The organism is Shimazuella sp. NTD248 (genome assembly GCF_059510395.1).
Window position 1 is genome coordinate 196,731 of sequence record NZ_JCAJZT010000002.1, and the last position, 15,710, is coordinate 212,440.

At 38.7% G+C, this 15,710-nt stretch carries 21 protein-coding genes; 4 read left to right on the forward strand and 17 right to left on the reverse strand.

Annotated features, from left to right (window positions below; translation table 11 throughout):
• Positions 1-166: 166 nt before the first annotated feature.
• From xseB to folD, 3 genes are read right to left on the reverse strand one after another with little or no spacing between them, the layout of a single operon-like run.
• A complete protein-coding gene (xseB, locus tag AC5WOE_RS05590; RefSeq protein ID WP_496049956.1) occupies positions 167-409 on the reverse strand; it encodes an exodeoxyribonuclease VII small subunit in 243 nt (80 codons plus the stop codon).
• Positions 406-1,743, reverse strand: coding sequence for an exodeoxyribonuclease VII large subunit (gene xseA, locus AC5WOE_RS05595; RefSeq protein WP_496052112.1), 1,338 nt, complete (start codon positions 1,741-1,743; stop codon positions 406-408). The genes xseB and xseA overlap by 4 nt, the downstream gene beginning before the upstream one ends.
• Positions 1,743-2,591 (reverse strand): bifunctional methylenetetrahydrofolate dehydrogenase/methenyltetrahydrofolate cyclohydrolase FolD, encoded by an 849-nt coding sequence (gene folD, locus AC5WOE_RS05600; RefSeq protein ID WP_496049691.1) that lies wholly within the window; start codon positions 2,589-2,591, stop codon positions 1,743-1,745. The genes xseA and folD overlap by 1 nt, the downstream gene beginning before the upstream one ends.
• A gap of 82 nt (positions 2,592-2,673) precedes the next feature.
• Here folD and AC5WOE_RS05605 point away from each other — a divergent pair, with 82 nt between their 5' ends.
• Positions 2,674-3,852, forward strand: coding sequence for an endonuclease Q family protein (locus AC5WOE_RS05605; RefSeq protein ID WP_496052113.1), 1,179 nt, complete (start codon positions 2,674-2,676; stop codon positions 3,850-3,852).
• On the opposite strand, the gene nusB is transcribed toward AC5WOE_RS05605, so the two are convergent.
• From nusB to accB, 4 genes are all read right to left on the reverse strand, one after another.
• Positions 3,824-4,231: a transcription antitermination factor NusB gene (gene nusB / locus AC5WOE_RS05610; RefSeq protein WP_496049689.1), complete on the reverse strand. Its 408-nt coding sequence runs from the start codon at positions 4,229-4,231 to the stop codon at positions 3,824-3,826. The two genes, AC5WOE_RS05605 and nusB, sit on opposite strands and share 29 nt — an antisense overlap.
• A 101-nt stretch (positions 4,232-4,332) precedes the next feature.
• On the reverse strand, positions 4,333-4,722 hold the full coding sequence (locus AC5WOE_RS05615; RefSeq protein WP_496052114.1) for an Asp23/Gls24 family envelope stress response protein: 390 nt from the start codon (positions 4,720-4,722) through the stop codon (positions 4,333-4,335).
• A complete protein-coding gene (accC, locus tag AC5WOE_RS05620; RefSeq protein WP_496049687.1) occupies positions 4,722-6,080 on the reverse strand; it encodes an acetyl-CoA carboxylase biotin carboxylase subunit in 1,359 nt (452 codons plus the stop codon). Before accC ends, AC5WOE_RS05615 begins: the two co-directional genes overlap by 1 nt.
• Before the next feature lie 17 nt (positions 6,081-6,097).
• A complete protein-coding gene (gene accB, locus AC5WOE_RS05625; RefSeq protein ID WP_496049686.1) occupies positions 6,098-6,580 on the reverse strand; it encodes an acetyl-CoA carboxylase biotin carboxyl carrier protein in 483 nt (160 codons plus the stop codon).
• A gap of 192 nt (positions 6,581-6,772) precedes the next feature.
• On the opposite strand from accB, the gene AC5WOE_RS05630 reads away from it, so the two are divergent.
• Both AC5WOE_RS05630 and pepF read left to right on the forward strand, forming a co-directional pair.
• Positions 6,773-7,033: a hypothetical protein gene (locus tag AC5WOE_RS05630; RefSeq protein ID WP_496049685.1), complete on the forward strand. Its 261-nt coding sequence runs from the start codon at positions 6,773-6,775 to the stop codon at positions 7,031-7,033.
• A 166-nt stretch (positions 7,034-7,199) separates the two neighbouring features.
• On the forward strand, positions 7,200-8,993 hold the full coding sequence (gene pepF / locus AC5WOE_RS05635; protein ID WP_496052115.1) for an oligoendopeptidase F: 1,794 nt from the start codon (positions 7,200-7,202) through the stop codon (positions 8,991-8,993).
• A gap of 167 nt (positions 8,994-9,160) precedes the next feature.
• Here pepF and AC5WOE_RS05640 read toward each other — a convergent pair whose 3' ends face one another.
• From AC5WOE_RS05640 to AC5WOE_RS05685, 10 genes are all read right to left on the reverse strand, one after another.
• Positions 9,161-9,559: an Imm1 family immunity protein gene (locus AC5WOE_RS05640; RefSeq protein WP_496052116.1), complete on the reverse strand. Its 399-nt coding sequence runs from the start codon at positions 9,557-9,559 to the stop codon at positions 9,161-9,163.
• Positions 9,560-9,578: 19 nt separating this feature from the next.
• The gene (locus tag AC5WOE_RS05645) at positions 9,579-10,979 is read right to left on the reverse strand and encodes a hypothetical protein (RefSeq protein WP_496052117.1); all 1,401 of its coding nucleotides are present in this window, start codon (positions 10,977-10,979) and stop codon (positions 9,579-9,581) included.
• Positions 10,980-11,070: 91 nt separating this feature from the next.
• On the reverse strand, positions 11,071-11,361 hold the full coding sequence (locus tag AC5WOE_RS05650; RefSeq protein WP_496052118.1) for a hypothetical protein: 291 nt from the start codon (positions 11,359-11,361) through the stop codon (positions 11,071-11,073).
• 4 nt (positions 11,362-11,365) lie between these two features.
• Positions 11,366-11,578, reverse strand: a complete 213-nt coding sequence (locus tag AC5WOE_RS05655) for a hypothetical protein (RefSeq protein ID WP_496049681.1) — start codon at positions 11,576-11,578, stop codon at positions 11,366-11,368.
• 104 nt (positions 11,579-11,682) lie between these two features.
• Positions 11,683-11,871 (reverse strand): hypothetical protein, encoded by a 189-nt coding sequence (locus tag AC5WOE_RS05660; RefSeq protein WP_496052119.1) that lies wholly within the window; start codon positions 11,869-11,871, stop codon positions 11,683-11,685.
• 341 nt (positions 11,872-12,212) lie between these two features.
• Entirely contained in the window at positions 12,213-12,674 is a 462-nt protein-coding gene (locus AC5WOE_RS05665; RefSeq protein ID WP_496052120.1) for an NUDIX hydrolase, read from the reverse strand.
• Between the two features lie 30 nt (positions 12,675-12,704).
• On the reverse strand, positions 12,705-12,926 hold the full coding sequence (locus AC5WOE_RS05670) for an aldo/keto reductase (RefSeq protein WP_496052239.1): 222 nt from the start codon (positions 12,924-12,926) through the stop codon (positions 12,705-12,707).
• A 16-nt stretch (positions 12,927-12,942) separates the two neighbouring features.
• On the reverse strand, positions 12,943-13,323 hold the full coding sequence (locus tag AC5WOE_RS05675) for a hypothetical protein (protein WP_496052121.1): 381 nt from the start codon (positions 13,321-13,323) through the stop codon (positions 12,943-12,945).
• Between the two features lie 40 nt (positions 13,324-13,363).
• On the reverse strand, positions 13,364-13,624 hold the full coding sequence (locus tag AC5WOE_RS05680; RefSeq protein ID WP_496049677.1) for a hypothetical protein: 261 nt from the start codon (positions 13,622-13,624) through the stop codon (positions 13,364-13,366).
• A complete protein-coding gene (locus AC5WOE_RS05685) occupies positions 13,621-13,860 on the reverse strand; it encodes a hypothetical protein (RefSeq protein ID WP_496049676.1) in 240 nt (79 codons plus the stop codon). The genes AC5WOE_RS05680 and AC5WOE_RS05685 overlap by 4 nt, the downstream gene beginning before the upstream one ends.
• Before the next feature lie 411 nt (positions 13,861-14,271).
• On the opposite strand from AC5WOE_RS05685, the gene AC5WOE_RS05690 reads away from it, so the two are divergent.
• Complete coding sequence (locus AC5WOE_RS05690; protein ID WP_496052122.1) at positions 14,272-15,642, forward strand: helix-turn-helix domain-containing protein; 1,371 nt, start codon at positions 14,272-14,274, stop codon at positions 15,640-15,642.
• Positions 15,643-15,710 lie beyond the last annotated feature (68 nt).

Below are 15,710 nucleotides of genomic sequence, written 5' to 3' on the forward strand. Positions count from 1 at the left end.
ATCATTCGAAAAACATCTACGCTCATTTGTAAAATTTTTGCACGAATAGATTGGAACACTGGATTAAGTCGTTTGTTATATGTGTTTTCCGCGACTGCCTACGAAAAAACACAAAGGACGCTCCCAATCACATATGCATTTTTGCGTTGAATCATGCAACAGGCACTTATGTATTTTCTTCTCGAATAGGCTGAAATGGCTTTTTCGTCCATTCACCGTTCTCTTCTACCAATATTTCCACTTGTTGCTCTGCCCAATCCAACTTCTTACGACAAATGCCTGCTAACTTTGTACCTTCTCCATATAACTTAATCGCTTCTTCCAAAGGGATATCACCATGTTCCAATTGGGCTACAACTTCTTCCAATCGCTCCATTGCCTGTTCAAAAGTTAAATCGCTCATGTTCATTCCTCCTTCTTCCATACCTGACACTTTAATTTCCCTTCTGCGAGTTGTACATCAATCAAATCGCCAGGGTTCACTTGTTCAGCAGAGGTAACTAACTCATTTCCAGATAAACGATATACTAATGAATATCCCCGTTTCATTACAGCGAGAGGGCTTACCGATTCTAAACGTGTAATAAGTCTTTCAAATCGCTTCTCTTTCTGTTCCAGTGATTGCTGAAACAAATAGTCTTTCTCCCTCGAAATTCGTTCCAATTTAGCCTTAGCATTTGCAACTTGTGTTCGAGGCTGGCGAGATTCCAGTTGGTGAATAAATCGTTCTAATCTTCGATCCTCTCTCGAATAATTGGTTGCTAACGTTTGGTTCAATCGCTTTGTCAAGTATTGAAATTTCTCTTGGTGAGGGATCAATTTACGATTGGGATGCTGAAAAATCGGTCGTTCTATCAGTCGATTAACCTCAGTACGACGAGAATCTAGCAGCTTTTTAGGCAGTAGAGCTAATCTCGAAGCAAGAGAGGAAAATCTCATCTTTAAGTCTTCTTGATTCGGCACAGCTAACTCTGCTGCTGCAGTTGGAGTAGCAGCCCGAACATCCGCTGCAAAATCACTGAGTGTCGTATCTGTTTCATGACCAACAGCAGAAATAATCGGGATGGTAGAATTTGCAATATTCCTTACGACGATTTCCTCATTGAAAGCCCATAATTCTTCAATCGAGCCTCCACCACGCCCAACAATCAACACATCCACTTCAACCCGTCGATTCATTTCTTCAATAGCTTGTGAAATTTCCCAAGCTGCCACATCGCCCTGAACTTGTACAGGGTAGAGTAAAACATTTGCTTGTGGATAACGACGTTGCAAAGTAGTGACCATATCTCTGACAGCCGCTCCATGTGGCGAAGTGATTAAGCCAATCCGCTTTGGATGAAGAGGTAAAGGAAGTTTCTCGCGATGGAAAACCCCTTCTTTCTCTAACTGTTCTTTGAGAGATTGAAATCGGGTAAACAAATCTCCTTGACCGCTGTTTCGCATTTCCAACGCCCGAATCTGCACTTGTCCATCACGATCATACACATCAAGCTGTCCACGAATTGTAACTCTATCTCCATTTTTCGGTTTAAACAACAAATATCTAGCAAACCGAGCAAAAAAGACAACCCGCATTCTCGCTGATTCATCTTTTAAAGTAAAGTACATGTGGCCGCTTGCATGATGAGTAAAGTTAGAAATTTCACCTTCAACCCGAAGTGACTGTGACTTAGGATCTTTGGTAACAAGTGAGGTAAGATGGGCTACTAACTGGCGTACCGTCCATACCTCTTTGGCCATTATCTTGCATGCCTTTTTGCAGATTCAATCGTGTTCGCCATTAACATAGTAATTGTCATAGGGCCCACACCACCCGGAACTGGTGTGATCGCAGATGCAATTTCGCTTACTTCATCAAACTTAACATCTCCAACTAATCCTTCTTCCGTTCTATTCACCCCAACATCAATGACGACTGCACCAGGTTTTACATGATCACGTGTGATCATTTCTGCACGTCCTACTGCAGCGATCAAAATATCTGCTTGTTTGGTAATAGCTGCTAAATCACTTGTTTTTGAGTGACAGATGGTCACCGTCGCATCTTTCTGCAATAACAGCATGGCTACAGGTTTTCCTACAATATTACTTCTGCCCACTACAACAGCATGTTTTCCTTGGATAGGCACATCGGTTCTTTCAAGTAACTCGATGATTCCCTGTGGTGTACAAGACAAAAAGGTCTCTAACCCTATCACCATCCGGCCAACACTCTCAGGATGGAAACCATCGACATCTTTTTCCGCAGCAATTGCTTCAATGATGCGCTGCTCTGAAATTTGTTTTGGCAATGGAAGTTGAACCAATATCCCATGAACAGTAGTATCTTGGTTCAACTTCTCTACTTTATCCAATAGTTCTTGTTCACTGATCGTCTCTTCTAAACGAATCAAAACAGACTCCATACCAATCTCTTCGGCTGCACGGATTTTTCCTTTGACATAAGATTCAGACGCAGGATGATTTCCTACTAAAACTACTACTAATTTAGGAAAAATCTGATTTTTCCTCAACTCACTTACTTCTGCTTTTAACTCTTGACGAATATCTGCTGCTATTTGTTTTCCACTAATAATTTTTGCTGGCATTCTTGTTTCACCTCTTTATATAATATCTATAGTTTACCATTTGTTTGGAAACATGTAACTATTTAGCTAGGAGGAGTAGAAGATGAACCGGATATTTGCTGACCTTCATATCCACCTAGGAAGAACCGAAAGCAATTTACCTGTGAAAATAACTGCTGCCCGTAATATGACCTTCCGTCATGTCGTAAAAGAGGCAAGTGGAAATAAAGGCTTGTCTATGATTGGTATTATCGATGCGCATTCTCCGCCTGTTCAAGCAGAAATTCAAGCTGGCCTTGCCGAAGGTATCTATCAAGAACATCCAGATGGCGGAATTGTATATCAAAATACGGTTTGTTTGCTGGGAGTCGAAGTAGAGTGCAGGGAACCGAATACGGCTCCTTTTCACATGTTGGCTTACTTTCCAACGCTAAAGTCAATCAAACAGTTTACAGCATGGCTGGAATTGCATATGAAAAATGTCCAACTCAGCACCCAGCGGCTCTATCAACCTGTATCGGCTTTCATGGCTAAAGTAAAAAGCTTGCAAGGTTTAGTGGTACCTGCACATATTTTTACTCCTTTTAAAAGTCTATACGGAAGTGCGACAACTTCCATCAGAAATCTATTGGATATATCTTTACTAGACGCAGTGGAGATAGGATTGAGTGCAGATACCTTAATGGCAGATCAGATCAGCGAATTAGCATCTCTACCATTTTTAACAAATTCAGATGCTCATTCCCTCCCAAAAATCGGAAGAGAGTACAATGAATTTTTGGTAAAAGAACCTAGTTTCCAAGAATTTACGTATGTGCTGCAACAAAAGAGAGGCAGAAAAATTGTTGCCAATTATGGACTAAATCCACGATTAGGCAAATATTATCAAACTTTTTGCCTGGTCTGTGAGCTTCAAAAAGAGACAGCCAAAGAGACCTGTCCTAATTGTGGCAGCATCAAAGAAGTGACTGGAGTAAAAGATCGTATTGAAATGATAAGAGATCAACTTTCTACATCTCCAAAAAACCGTCCACCCTATATCCACCAAATACCTTTAGCTTTTATTCCGAAAGTAGGTCAGAAAACTATTTCCAAGCTTATATCGCATTTTGGATCGGAAATGAATATTTTGCATCATGCACCGATTGAGGAAATTGCCAAAGTAACAAATGTTACGTTAGCAGATTATATCGATCGAGCACGCAAAAATAACTTAGCAGTAGAAAGAGGGGGAGGAGGGACATTTGGAAAAGTTATTTCTTCACCTCTAACTCAGCAATAATCTTGCCGAGAATACCATTTACAAAACGTCCAGCTTCTTCACCACTAAATGCTTTTGCCAAATCTATTGCTTCATTCACAACGACTTTGGAAGGGATATCCTTTTGATAGAGCAATTCATAAACTGCCAAACGGAGAACTGCTCGATCAACGATGGAAAGACGATCGAGTGACCATCCGCTTTTTACATACCGACGGATGTAAGGATCAATCTCTTCCATATGTGTTGTTATTCCATTTCGCACGATCTCATAGTAACTTTTATCCTCACTAGAAAGCTTTGCTTCATTCGGTGCAAAAATATCCCCCTGATCTTCGGGGTGCACTAATTGTTGATATTGGCGTTGAATAACGAGCTCACGAACTAACCGACGACTCATAGGTCTTTCACCTCCAAAAAAATCCCGAGCCAAAAGGCTCGGTATCTTTATAACAATCTTTTATAGTACAAAAGAACCAACACTTTTTTGCATAACAATCCTTATTTTAAACGATTTGGCTTCTCTTGTTTCTCTTTCGGTTTCTCAGGTTGTGGAACACGAATTCCTTCTACTTGAACGATAACTTGATCCACAACAATACCTGTCATCGCTTCAATTGCTGATTTTACTTGTTCTTGCACTTCTTGACCGACGTTAGGAATATGGTATCCATATTCGACAATGATCGATACTTGAATGGCAGTTTGCTCGTCTAAAGCTACTTGAATACCTTGTCGTAAGTTTTTACGTCCGAGTAGTTGGTTGATATCTCCGACTACCCCACCTTTCATGCCACTGACACCTTCCACTTTAGAAGCTGCCATTCCAGCTATTATCTCAAGCACTTCTGGTGCAATCTCCACTTTTCCTAAAGGCCCTACACGTTCCATCATATTTCACCTTCTTCGAACAAGTTTATCCCTTCCAAAAACTGAATATGAAAATCTCCCTCTACAAAGTTAGGTTGAGACATCATTTTGATATGGAAAGGAATGGTGGTATGCACTCCCTGAATAGCAAATTCAGTAAGTGCCCGGCTCATTCTCGCAACAGCTTCATTTCGATCTTTACCCCAAACGATCAATTTCGCAACCATTGAATCGTAGTAGGGGGTAATAGTATACCCCGGATAACATGCGCTATCAACTCGCACACCTGTTCCACCGGGAGGCAGATAAAATTGTATCGTCCCAGGAGAAGGAAGGAAGTTTTTCTCTGGTCGTTCCGCATTAATGCGACATTCAATAGCCCAACCATTGATTTGGATATCTTCTTGAGTGACAGATAACGGATGTCCTGCTGCTACTAAAATTTGCTCTTTTACTAAGTCTACACCAGTAATTAACTCTGTAACAGGGTGTTCTACTTGAATTCGAGTATTCATCTCCATAAAATAAAAGTTTTGGTCACGATCAAATAGAAATTCAATGGTACCTGCTCCGGAATAGTTTACTGATTTTGCTGCTGAAATCGCAGCTTGACCCATCTTTTCTCTTATTTCGGGAGAAATTGCAGGAGATGGAGCTTCCTCGATCAATTTTTGATAACGCCGTTGAATCGAACAATCTCTTTCCCCAAGATGAATGACATTGCCATGATTGTCTGCTAAAACTTGAATCTCAATATGCCGAGGTTCGACAAGGAATTTTTCCAAGTATACACCGGGATTTCCAAAGTTAGCTTCTGCTTCTTTCTGTGCGAGATTCACTGCATTCACTAGTTCTTCTTCGCTGTATACGACTCGCATTCCTTTTCCGCCACCGCCAGCCGTCGCTTTGACGATAACAGGGAAACCGATTTCTTTGGCTGTTTCCAATGCTACTTGGATATCTTTGATGACACCTTCGGTACCTGGTACAACTGGTACACCGCTATCCATCATCGTTTCCCGTGCAGTTGTTTTGTCTCCCATTTTAACAATCGCTTCTGGAGATGGACCGATAAAGATAATATTACAGCTGGCACATAACTCTGCAAAAGCAGCGTTTTCTGCCAAAAAACCGTAACCTGGATGAATCGCATCGACTTCTAACAATGTTGCAGCACTCATAATATTGGTCATGTTCAGATAGCTGTCACGGGACATTGCTGGACCGACACAATATGCTTCATCTGCAAGGGTTACATGGAGAGCTTCTCGATCTGCTTCGGAATAAATGGCAACAGTCGCAATCCCGAGCTCACGGCATGCTCGAATAATTCGAACCGCAATCTCTCCACGGTTGGCTACTAATATTTTTTTAAACATCATTGTCTCCTCCTTCCCTAAGAAGGTTTCACAAGAAATAGGGCTTGACCATACTCTACTAGCTGTCCATTCTCTACTAGTACTTTCTCAATGGTACCACTTACTTCTGCTTCTAGCTCATTCATCAACTTCATAGCTTCGACAATACAGACTACTGAGTTACTGTTGATGGCATCTCCTTCTTTTACATAAGGATCGGAATCTGGAGAAGACGCACGATAAAACGTCCCTACCATTGGTGAAACAATTTTATGTAAGTTGCTGTCTGTTGATTCCTCAGCAGGGGTAGATACAGCTGGTGTCGTTGCCTCTGCTACTTGTACTGGGGCAACGGCTTGTGGCACAAAAGGAACAGGTGCGGTAACTTGTCCAGTGATCACTTCTGCTTTTGCCTTCTTAATTGCTACTTTCTCTCCATCTTTTTCAAGCTCAAATTCATCAATAGAAGATTCATCAATTAAACGAATAAGTTCACGTATTTCATGCATTTTTAATGTCATTGTGCCTTTTTCCTCCTTGAAAACATTACGTCCTTATCATATCCATTTTTGTTGGAAAAGGCTAGTGTAGAAGTAAGATGATACATTTTTATGATTCATTTTATTATTAAAGTAAATATGTTGAAATTTAAATATTTCTCTATTATGATGAAGTTACTCGATGGAAACATCGTTTTTGTGGGAAGGGGAATTATGAACATCTTTGGACCGTCCTCGCCGCTCGCTTCGTCCATCGCGAGGGTACTGATGCTGCCGATCACGCTGTACCTCTGGATATGGGGTCAGATAGGTTGGTGGCTGGGCAAGCTGCTGATCTGGATGAACGTTCCCGATGTCACTCAGAGTGACATGAGGGACTTCTTCGTAATCATCGGTTTGATCGTGCTCGGTGTCGCGGTCTGGAAGGGTGGCGGCCGAGACCTCTGGGCGAAGAGGCCGTTCAAGAAGAAGTAACCCCTTACCGTCTGTGCACTTCTGGCGACAGAAGTGCACAGACGGTTCCCCACCAAATTAAAAATAAACTGACCCAATATCGGGTCAGTTTTCTAATTTCTGCTTCCACTCTGCTATAATAAATAAAGTAAATGACCATATTTTCACCCTTTAGGAGGACCCTTTGATGTCCAAATTACCATTACGTTCTGAGCAAGACAAAGCTACTCAGTGGAAATTAGAAACGATTTTCCCTACTGATGATGCTTGGGAAGCAGAATTTGCTGCTGTAAAGAAATTGATTCCAAATTTACGACAGTTTGAAGGAATACTAGCAGACTCCGCTTCTACATTTTATCAAGCACTTTCCACTCGAGATGAACTTTCCCAGCGCATCGGCAAACTATTTGTCTATGCCCGTATGCGTTACGATCAAGACACGACCAATTCCCACTATCAAGCATTCAACGATCGCGCCACCAGCTTGACGACAGAAGCAGGCAGTGCACTTTCTTATATGCGTCCGGAAATATTAGCCATACCAGCAAACACGATTCAGAAATTTTTACAATCAGAGCCAAAATTACAGCTATATGCTTATGAACTGGAAGAATTGGATCGTTTCCGTCCACATGTATTATCTGCCAAAGAAGAAGCTCTGCTTGCGGAAGCTAGTGAAGTGTTAGGTGCATCACGGAATACATATGGCTTACTCAATAACGCCGATATCAAATTCCCTACCATCAAAGATGAGAATGGGGAAGAAATCGAGATCACTCATGGCCGGATGATTCAACTCTTGGAAAATACGGATGATCGCGTTCGTAAAGATACTTTTCATGCTATCTATGAAACCTATGGCGGGTTAAAAAATACATTTGCGAGTACCCTTTCTTCTCATGTAAAAAAACACAATCTCATCGCCCGCTTACGACACTATGATTCTGCTCGGCAGCGGTCACTCAGCGGTTACAATATTCCAGAAAAAGTGTACGATCAATTAATCGCGATCGTTCATGAAAACTTACCTTTGCTGCACCGCTATATCAATCTCCGAAAAAAAGCAATGGGTGTGAAAAAGCTTCATATGTATGATCTCTACACTCCATTTATCCAGCACACACCAAAAAAGATCACTTATGATGAAGCCAAAGACATCGTCATCACTGGGCTTTCTCCACTAGGAAAAGAGTATAGCAATACCTTGCACCAAGCTTTTCGTGATGGTTGGATCGATGTATATGAAAACCAAGGAAAACGCAGTGGCGCATATTCTTTTGGTACCTATGGTACGAACCCATTTGTGTTATTAAACTGGCAAGATAGTATGGATAACATGTTTACCCTCGCGCATGAAATGGGACACTCCATGCACAGCTATTACACACGGAAAACTCAACCTTATGTTTACGGAGATTATTCCATCTTTGTTGCAGAAGTAGCTTCTACTTGTAATGAGGCAATTTTAGGAGACTACCTGCTTCAAACTACAAAAGACCGAAATGACCGACTCTACCTATTAAATCATCAAGTAGATAAATTCCGCGGAACGGTCTTCCGTCAGACGATGTTCGCTGAATTTGAACTCATCATCCATCAACGAGCACAAAATGGGGAAGCATTGACTGCTGATACATTGACCAAAATCTACTATGAACTAAACCAAAAATATTTTGGCACTGACATCATCGTGGATGAACAAATCGGCCTAGAATGGTCTCGAATCCCTCATTTTTACTATGATTTCTATGTGTATCAATACGCAACAGGGACGAGTGCAGCTACCGCACTTGCCAAACAAATCTTAGAAGAGGGCAGACCAGCAGTTGACCGCTATCTCACCTTCTTGTCATCTGGTAGTTCCGCAGGCCCGATCGAAGTCTTACAGCGTGCAGGTGTAGATATGACCAAACCTGACCCCATCCGCTCTGCATTTGATGTTTATGAAGGCTACTTGGATGAATTAGAAGAATTGTTATAAACAAAAAATACGCACCCTCTAAAATAGACCATGATAACCCTGTGGGTAATCTCATCTATTATTAGGGGGTGCTTTCCATTAGCAGAATGCCAGAGTTTATATCCATAAAATAAAAAAGCTGGGAGCTGACCACAAATAAACGAAAATTAACTGCGTCTATGAGACTGTTAAAACCAAATCAAATCTTGGCTTAACTTTCCCGTTTCAAAAAAGTGTTTAAATGCCGCTACAACGTCCGGAAACTCAACGCAATATTCTGCTGGAAAATCAATTCCTACTTGTTCCACTGTAATATAGAGATATTCATCATTTGGAGTAACATGTGGATTCACTAGTTGGCTAGTCCCTAGTTGATCATCTTCTGGATAGTACTCTACAGCGTACACCTGTCTGTCCTCTATCAAATCCCCACCCCAAATCATTAAAAATCCGGTCCCTGTTAATTCGAGATCTGCTTGAGTAAATGTCTCGCCATCTATATGTGTTAACACTTGATAAATCTGTTCCCAGCTAGGGTTATCTATCGTTTGGGATTTTCCTTCTATGTTTAAAGTCCACTTTTCCATTTAGAAACTCCTTTTTTGTTTACCAAGTCTTTCTTTGCTTACCAGGTCTAGGTGTTATAGTTTCTTTTCCTGATGGTGTGATCACAATTAACTTGTCTAACCCAACTTCTTCAACTAGTTGCTGTACTCCTCTCGAGTCACCACAAGCGGTACAAAATGGGCGGTCCACCACTAAAGTTGCTGTTCCGCCTAGTATGTTGTGTTGCTTCCTGTATTGGTATAGATTCCAAAAAGCATCTCCTTCCGCATGGAAAACGGTTTGATTATTTGTAGCACTCATACTTCTTTGGCCACCACTTTTTAACCAAGCTGTCCTCATTGATTTGTATCCACCCTGGTCAGCCCCCCAACCGTTTCTTCCCCATACTTGTACTCCATCCGCTTTTAAAACGGCAACTGTCTGTTCCGCTTTCAAGTATTTTAATTCCTTTAAAACGTAATCATCTCCAATTGCTGGTATCCCTAGCTCATGTCGTACTTTGGCAACCGTATTCAAGTCCATTTTTTCAGGAGCAGGGAGTATTTTAGGTACATTATTCACTTTTTTAATTACTTGTCCCTGAATAATCGCACCATCTTTTGTCTGAAATTTTCCTTTGCTTATTGCTATTGGTTTCACATTTTGTGCTACAAACTCAAGAAATTTAGCCAGCGATTTTGCAAATGTTTGTTCATCCTTAATAACTTTTTTGATTTTTTTTTGATACTCGATATAGATTTTACAAATACAAAGGGTGGTGATTTTCTTTAGTTGGGGATTGAGGTATTCCGTAGTTACCGAACATTGACAATTCTCACTTTTTTCTTCAGCATACACTGGAGTAGTACCAAAGAATTTGCTTACAGCAATGGAAGGTTCATTTGCTTTCGTGGTTTTCTTTCCAATATCTATACTGCTTTTTAAAACTTCCGGTAATTGTTGATACATTTTGATTTCATCGTTGGTAACGGTAATGAAATCGTTTAATGCCTGTTTTGCTGTAAGTTGGTCCTTTTTAGGTAACTTTCCTATGTCACTTTGTAATAAAAAAGCTTTTTTATTTATTTCTTGAATATATTTTTGTTTCTTGTTTGCAAAGTCAACAAGTTGATTGTTAATTATTTTTACATATTCATTTTGAATTTGATCGGGCTTAAGTTCTCCAGAAAGTACCTTCTGTTGAAGCTCTTCGTTAATTTTTTGGTAATTTGAAAGCGTTACAGGAAATTGGACATTAAGATCGATGGCATATCTTTGATTCACAAGGCTCAGAAAATTGTAGTTAAAGTTCGTTGAATCGATCTGACTCTGTGTGTAAGGAACAAATTTTTGGGATGCAACTTTGTCTGCTGTCGGAGTGCATCCTGCTAATAAACTAAAAGTAAGAACCAAAATACATGCAAATCGCACAATACGCTGGAAAATTTTCTTCTTATTCATCAAATCCTCCTTCATACATAGTTCTTACACTCAAAACAGTGGTTGCTAACAATTGAACAAATGCGGTTCATTTTCCAACTATTAAGTTTTTTCACCACTTACTGCGCTCAGGATCGATATCACTTATGTTCCATCCATTTCTCACATACTCTTCTACCGTTTTTTTACATTTTTCTTCATCTGAATAAAAATCGTAATCGTAACTCACAATGACAAACTTTTGTTCATCCATAGAATAAAGAACAGATTTTATTCCATAGCTTTTTTTATCAAATATCAAAGGTATGTGGGCTTTAGGAACAAAAGGCAAATTACATTCATGACAAACCCATCTCTGAAAAAATCGGGAATAAAGACGCATGTGAATTTCACATTTATACATTCTTCTAGTTCCCTTCTAATGGATAGAATCTGGAAGCGAAAATATCAACTCCTGTTACTATCCAAACATTCGTGCAATATTCTCTATACTCATCGTCGTTTTTCAAACACTCAAGACAATAGTCAAAGTGATGTCCACGAACTCCTAATGCAGTAATAAAAGCTGTGTATGCAGAATTCACGGTGTACTTTTTACCACATCTTTTACACTTGTTCATTCTGCACTCTCCTCTCAAAGATGCTTCGTAGTTTGTAATACTCTACAATAGGGCTAATAAGTAAGATAAATCCTATTTGTTGTCAAATTGTGCTTCTGCCACGATTAATTGTTCTTCTTCTCATAAATAATCATTGCTGTATAATATGCTTCTGGATAATGCGGCGTTTTATAATAGGAATCAAATTTAATATCCAAAATTTCATACACATCGTGATTTGCTGCAATCCAGTCATTTATTTCTTGCTGTAGATCACCTAAGAAAGCGTTTTGAAAAAATAGCACCTGTTCCATGATTGTCTCCTTCCTATATCACCCTGTGACAGAGTTGTTGTTTAATCAGTCAAATAGTTCTATTTATTGTAATCTTTATGCATCTATTCTGAAAGAAGGATGAAAAATCCCTATTTCTGATTTTTCCTAATTATATCATTTTATTCACTCTGAAAAGAAATCATTTTCATTTTAATCAGATTTTTGAAATTGATCTGACAGGGATAGAAGCAAAACGGAATAAAGAGAAGGATTATCTCGAAAACGAGAAAAAGGAAAGGATCGTTTCGATGAACTTCATAACTAATAATACACATCACAAAAAGAGACTTATAATATCCCTATAAGCCTCTCTTTATGTACTATGAACGATGCACTAATTTCTCAGCTTCCCAACCATAGCTATCAAACCATCGATTCTCTTTGTAGTTTTCAATAGCTCTTGAAATATAAGGTATCACATTGGAAGGCAAATTGTTTAATGGGAAAAATTGTAAATCATCACACTTATGCGGTTCGAGATTTTGTATTTCTCCACCCCAATCCTTCACAACCGCAAAGAAATCCACTCTTTCATCTGCCGCTCTCCGGTGCATAACACCAACGATTTCAACATTTTCCGCTGTCACATCTACTCCAGCTTCTTCTTTTACTTCGCGAACAGCGGCTTCTTTAACCGTTTCCCCACCGTCCAGATGACCTGCTACCACGCTATAGTTCCCGTCTTCATAGCCTGTGTTATAACGACGAAGAAGAAGTATTTCTTCGTTTTTGATGAAAAACAAATAGATGGTTACGGGCGCTGTGAATCTTTCTTTACTCAATTATATCAACTCCAGAATTCTAATGAATGGTTATTTTAACAATAGTTTGTTTATTCCGTCCACTGTCTCCCTTTGAAGTGAAATTCCACTAGCCTTGACACTTTGTTCAATTTGTTCAGGGCAACTTGCGCCAACAATCGCGCTTGCTATTGATGTGTCGCGAATCGTCCAAGCTAATACGAGTTGAACGAAAGATAAACCTTCTCGCTCAGCAATAACCTTTAATTCTGCCTTATTGTGTTTTTTTAAAATTCATCATCAACGACTTCTAGCTAAGCAACTGCAATAAATAACGTTCTTGCTCTCGAATCTTTTCCAGTTCAAAGGCAAAAATAAAGGTTGTGAGGTCAGAATGAAAGCGCAGGACATCTTTGGCTTGTCCTTTTTTAATAAAACGGAACAACCTCTCCATCTTGACTCGATTCATTGTCTTCATGGTGCATTTCAATTGAAGATGACCATATTTGAGGAGTACATAGATAGACTCAATGATGGATGATCGCGTTTGTGCTTCTCTTAACCTCGTGATAAGAGAAACGTAATGTTCCCCTTCACCACATGAATAAACGAAATATTCCGCTAAATTTTTACCCAATTCTAGTGTTTGGTTTAATTCGAATTTGTTTGTGTCTGAATCATTGATGTTCATTTACCAACTATCTCCTTCCTGTTTAGGTCAAAGAGTGGTACTACAATGATTTATTTTCATCAAAACTTTTACCGTGAACGATTATCATCCCATTAGACATTTTCGTTTTATGAACTTCATTCATAACAAGTTCCAAGATACCATTGGGTGTTTTCAAGCAAACTTGAATATTCTCTTGCCGTTTTACCCGCTTAAAAGATAAAGAAAATTGGATTTTATTCGCTGCTGCATTGCTGTTTTTGTCAGCTGATATTGTCATACTGCTGATGGAGCAGTTTCCATCCATTTTCCGCATATTCACCTTGTCCCTCCTTGTTTCTCCACTGTTAGTGAAGGAAGTAAATTTTTGTTAATGGGATTTATTTTCCGCAAAGCTCTTTGTATCTGTCCTTTTCTTTCTAGAAATAAAGCTGCTCGCAGTTGGCTTCTCTGTACCATCATTTTTTCTTCTACTTCTTTTTGATACTTAACCAACGCCAAGGTGATTACATTTTTCAATTCCTCGTCGATTGATAAAACAAGATTTCCTTTACTCACCATCTCATCTCCCTCTCCTTCATCAACACTATGATTTAGAAGCTATAGTGCAACGCAATTCTTTAATAGAAAATGATATTACAACAAATCCACTTAAAATTAACGCCCAGAAAAAGTTGAATATTCCAAAAATATATATAGCAAATTTTGATATATTGCTATATATTAATACTGTAAATCATGGACTTCTATCACTTTTAAGATTTACATCCATTCATTTTGCTTCTCCTGATACGTTTCTTGTTGAAATCTTAAGTCCATTATAAAATATTCAGAATATAATTTCAATTTTAATATTATGGCATGTTTCTTTAATGGAAAAATTTAAATACTATCAAATCTAGCAAATCACGTCATAAATTTAAAAATTGTTTATCCATCTTTAAAATAAATCAAATGGGAGTGATTTTTTTGCTTAAGTTCATCTATAACCAAGAAAAAATGGGAGAAATTTTTCGTCAAACGCGTAAAGATCAGGGATATCGCCAACGAGAAGTAGCAGAAGCCACTGGTCTTTCAGAAGCGACAGTCAGCAATATTGAAAATGGAAGTCACAAAGCAAGAGAGGATAATATCATATGTTACGCCGAATTTTTAGGAATAAAAGATGAGCTCTTCGGCATTGTGAGTGAGTTAGAAAAAAGAGAAAAACAAGCCAAACTAGATTTACTAGAAATTGAAGAGATAGTCGTTGCTAATCCAGATAAGGCTCTTGAGAGGCTAAAACAATTGAAGTGTTATTACGATATTGAGGCAAAAAGTACCCTAGCTCCCATTGGTCAATATCTTTTCGGAAGATACTATTTCGAAAAGAAACAATGGAACCAATCCCAAAAACATCTTCTTGAAGCAATTAAGCTTATTGATGAAAAGTTGACTGAACACCCTGAGCTGAGACTCTCAAATATCAAATCAGCATGTTACAATGAACTTGGAAGTATTGCACACTTCCTAAATCAAAACAAAGAAGCTTTGCAATATGTCACGGAAGGGATAGAATGCTTTGTTGAAGATGGGAAAAGAAAATATCGTAAATACTTCCTATTACTTAACAGAGCAATCTACCTTGTGGCGTTAAATCGTAAAGAAGAAGCTTTACAAGCACTTGAAGAACTAAAAATTGCTATTAGTGAAATCAAGAACACTTCCGAAGTATTTCAAAATGTTAGAACCTCTGTTATCGTGAAAATGTACAGAATGTATGCAAAGCTGTTAAATGAATTAGAAATGCCTTATAAAGCAGTGGAAGAATGTGAAAAAGGGATAAGAATAGCATGGTTAAATAATGACTTTGATCGTGTTTTTACATTATGGACAACAATGGGCACGATTTATTACAATATAGGGGATTATGAAAACACAGAAAAATTTTATTTTAAAGCGTTGGATATCCGACCAAAAGTAAAAGAAGAATTTCTTTATCCCTTTCATTATGTTAATCTTGGAACATTGTTGATTCAGCAGAATAAATTGCAAGATGCTAAACAATACATTGAAGATGCCATTGAAATTAGTAGATTATATAAAGATGATCTTGCACTGACTGAATCATTGATGGCAATGGGACAATGGTGTATACAGCAAAAGCTGCATACGGAGGCAATTAATCTGTATAAACAGGCTGAAGAAATTGCCCAGCAAAATAATTTCCTTTCAAAAGAATCTGAAATATTGACCAATTTATGTATCTGTTTTGAAGCTATTTCGGATGAAACCGAATTTCAGAAACATACTGTACAATTATTTCAAATTAGAAAGAAATTGTTGGAAAGGAGGGTATAATTATGATGATTGGGGTTGACCCACCAGAAAATTAAAATTTATACCCTTATACATCTAGAGACTTAAGA

Excerpts from the sequence above, each read along its gene's own strand:
- xseB (WP_496049956.1), bottom strand. The coding sequence starts at position 409 with ATGAACATGAGCGATTTAACTTTTGAACAGGCAATGGAGCGATTGGAA.
- xseA (WP_496052112.1), bottom strand. The coding sequence starts at position 1,743 with ATGGCCAAAGAGGTATGGACGGTACGCCAGTTAGTAGCCCATCTTACC.
- folD (WP_496049691.1), bottom strand. The coding sequence starts at position 2,591 with ATGCCAGCAAAAATTATTAGTGGAAAACAAATAGCAGCAGATATTCGT.
- AC5WOE_RS05605 (WP_496052113.1), top strand. The coding sequence starts at position 2,674 with ATGAACCGGATATTTGCTGACCTTCATATCCACCTAGGAAGAACCGAA.
- nusB (WP_496049689.1), bottom strand. The coding sequence starts at position 4,231 with ATGAGTCGTCGGTTAGTTCGTGAGCTCGTTATTCAACGCCAATATCAA.
- AC5WOE_RS05615 (WP_496052114.1), bottom strand. The coding sequence starts at position 4,722 with ATGGAACGTGTAGGGCCTTTAGGAAAAGTGGAGATTGCACCAGAAGTG.
- accC (WP_496049687.1), bottom strand. The coding sequence starts at position 6,080 with ATGTTTAAAAAAATATTAGTAGCCAACCGTGGAGAGATTGCGGTTCGA.
- accB (WP_496049686.1), bottom strand. The coding sequence starts at position 6,580 with ATGACATTAAAAATGCATGAAATACGTGAACTTATTCGTTTAATTGAT.
- AC5WOE_RS05630 (WP_496049685.1), top strand. The coding sequence starts at position 6,773 with ATGAACATCTTTGGACCGTCCTCGCCGCTCGCTTCGTCCATCGCGAGG.
- pepF (WP_496052115.1), top strand. The coding sequence starts at position 7,200 with ATGTCCAAATTACCATTACGTTCTGAGCAAGACAAAGCTACTCAGTGG.
- AC5WOE_RS05640 (WP_496052116.1), bottom strand. The coding sequence starts at position 9,559 with ATGGAAAAGTGGACTTTAAACATAGAAGGAAAATCCCAAACGATAGAT.
- AC5WOE_RS05645 (WP_496052117.1), bottom strand. The coding sequence starts at position 10,979 with ATGAATAAGAAGAAAATTTTCCAGCGTATTGTGCGATTTGCATGTATT.
- AC5WOE_RS05650 (WP_496052118.1), bottom strand. The coding sequence starts at position 11,361 with ATGTATAAATGTGAAATTCACATGCGTCTTTATTCCCGATTTTTTCAG.
- AC5WOE_RS05655 (WP_496049681.1), bottom strand. The coding sequence starts at position 11,578 with ATGAACAAGTGTAAAAGATGTGGTAAAAAGTACACCGTGAATTCTGCA.
- AC5WOE_RS05660 (WP_496052119.1), bottom strand. The coding sequence starts at position 11,871 with ATGGAACAGGTGCTATTTTTTCAAAACGCTTTCTTAGGTGATCTACAG.
- AC5WOE_RS05675 (WP_496052121.1), bottom strand. The coding sequence starts at position 13,323 with ATGAACATCAATGATTCAGACACAAACAAATTCGAATTAAACCAAACA.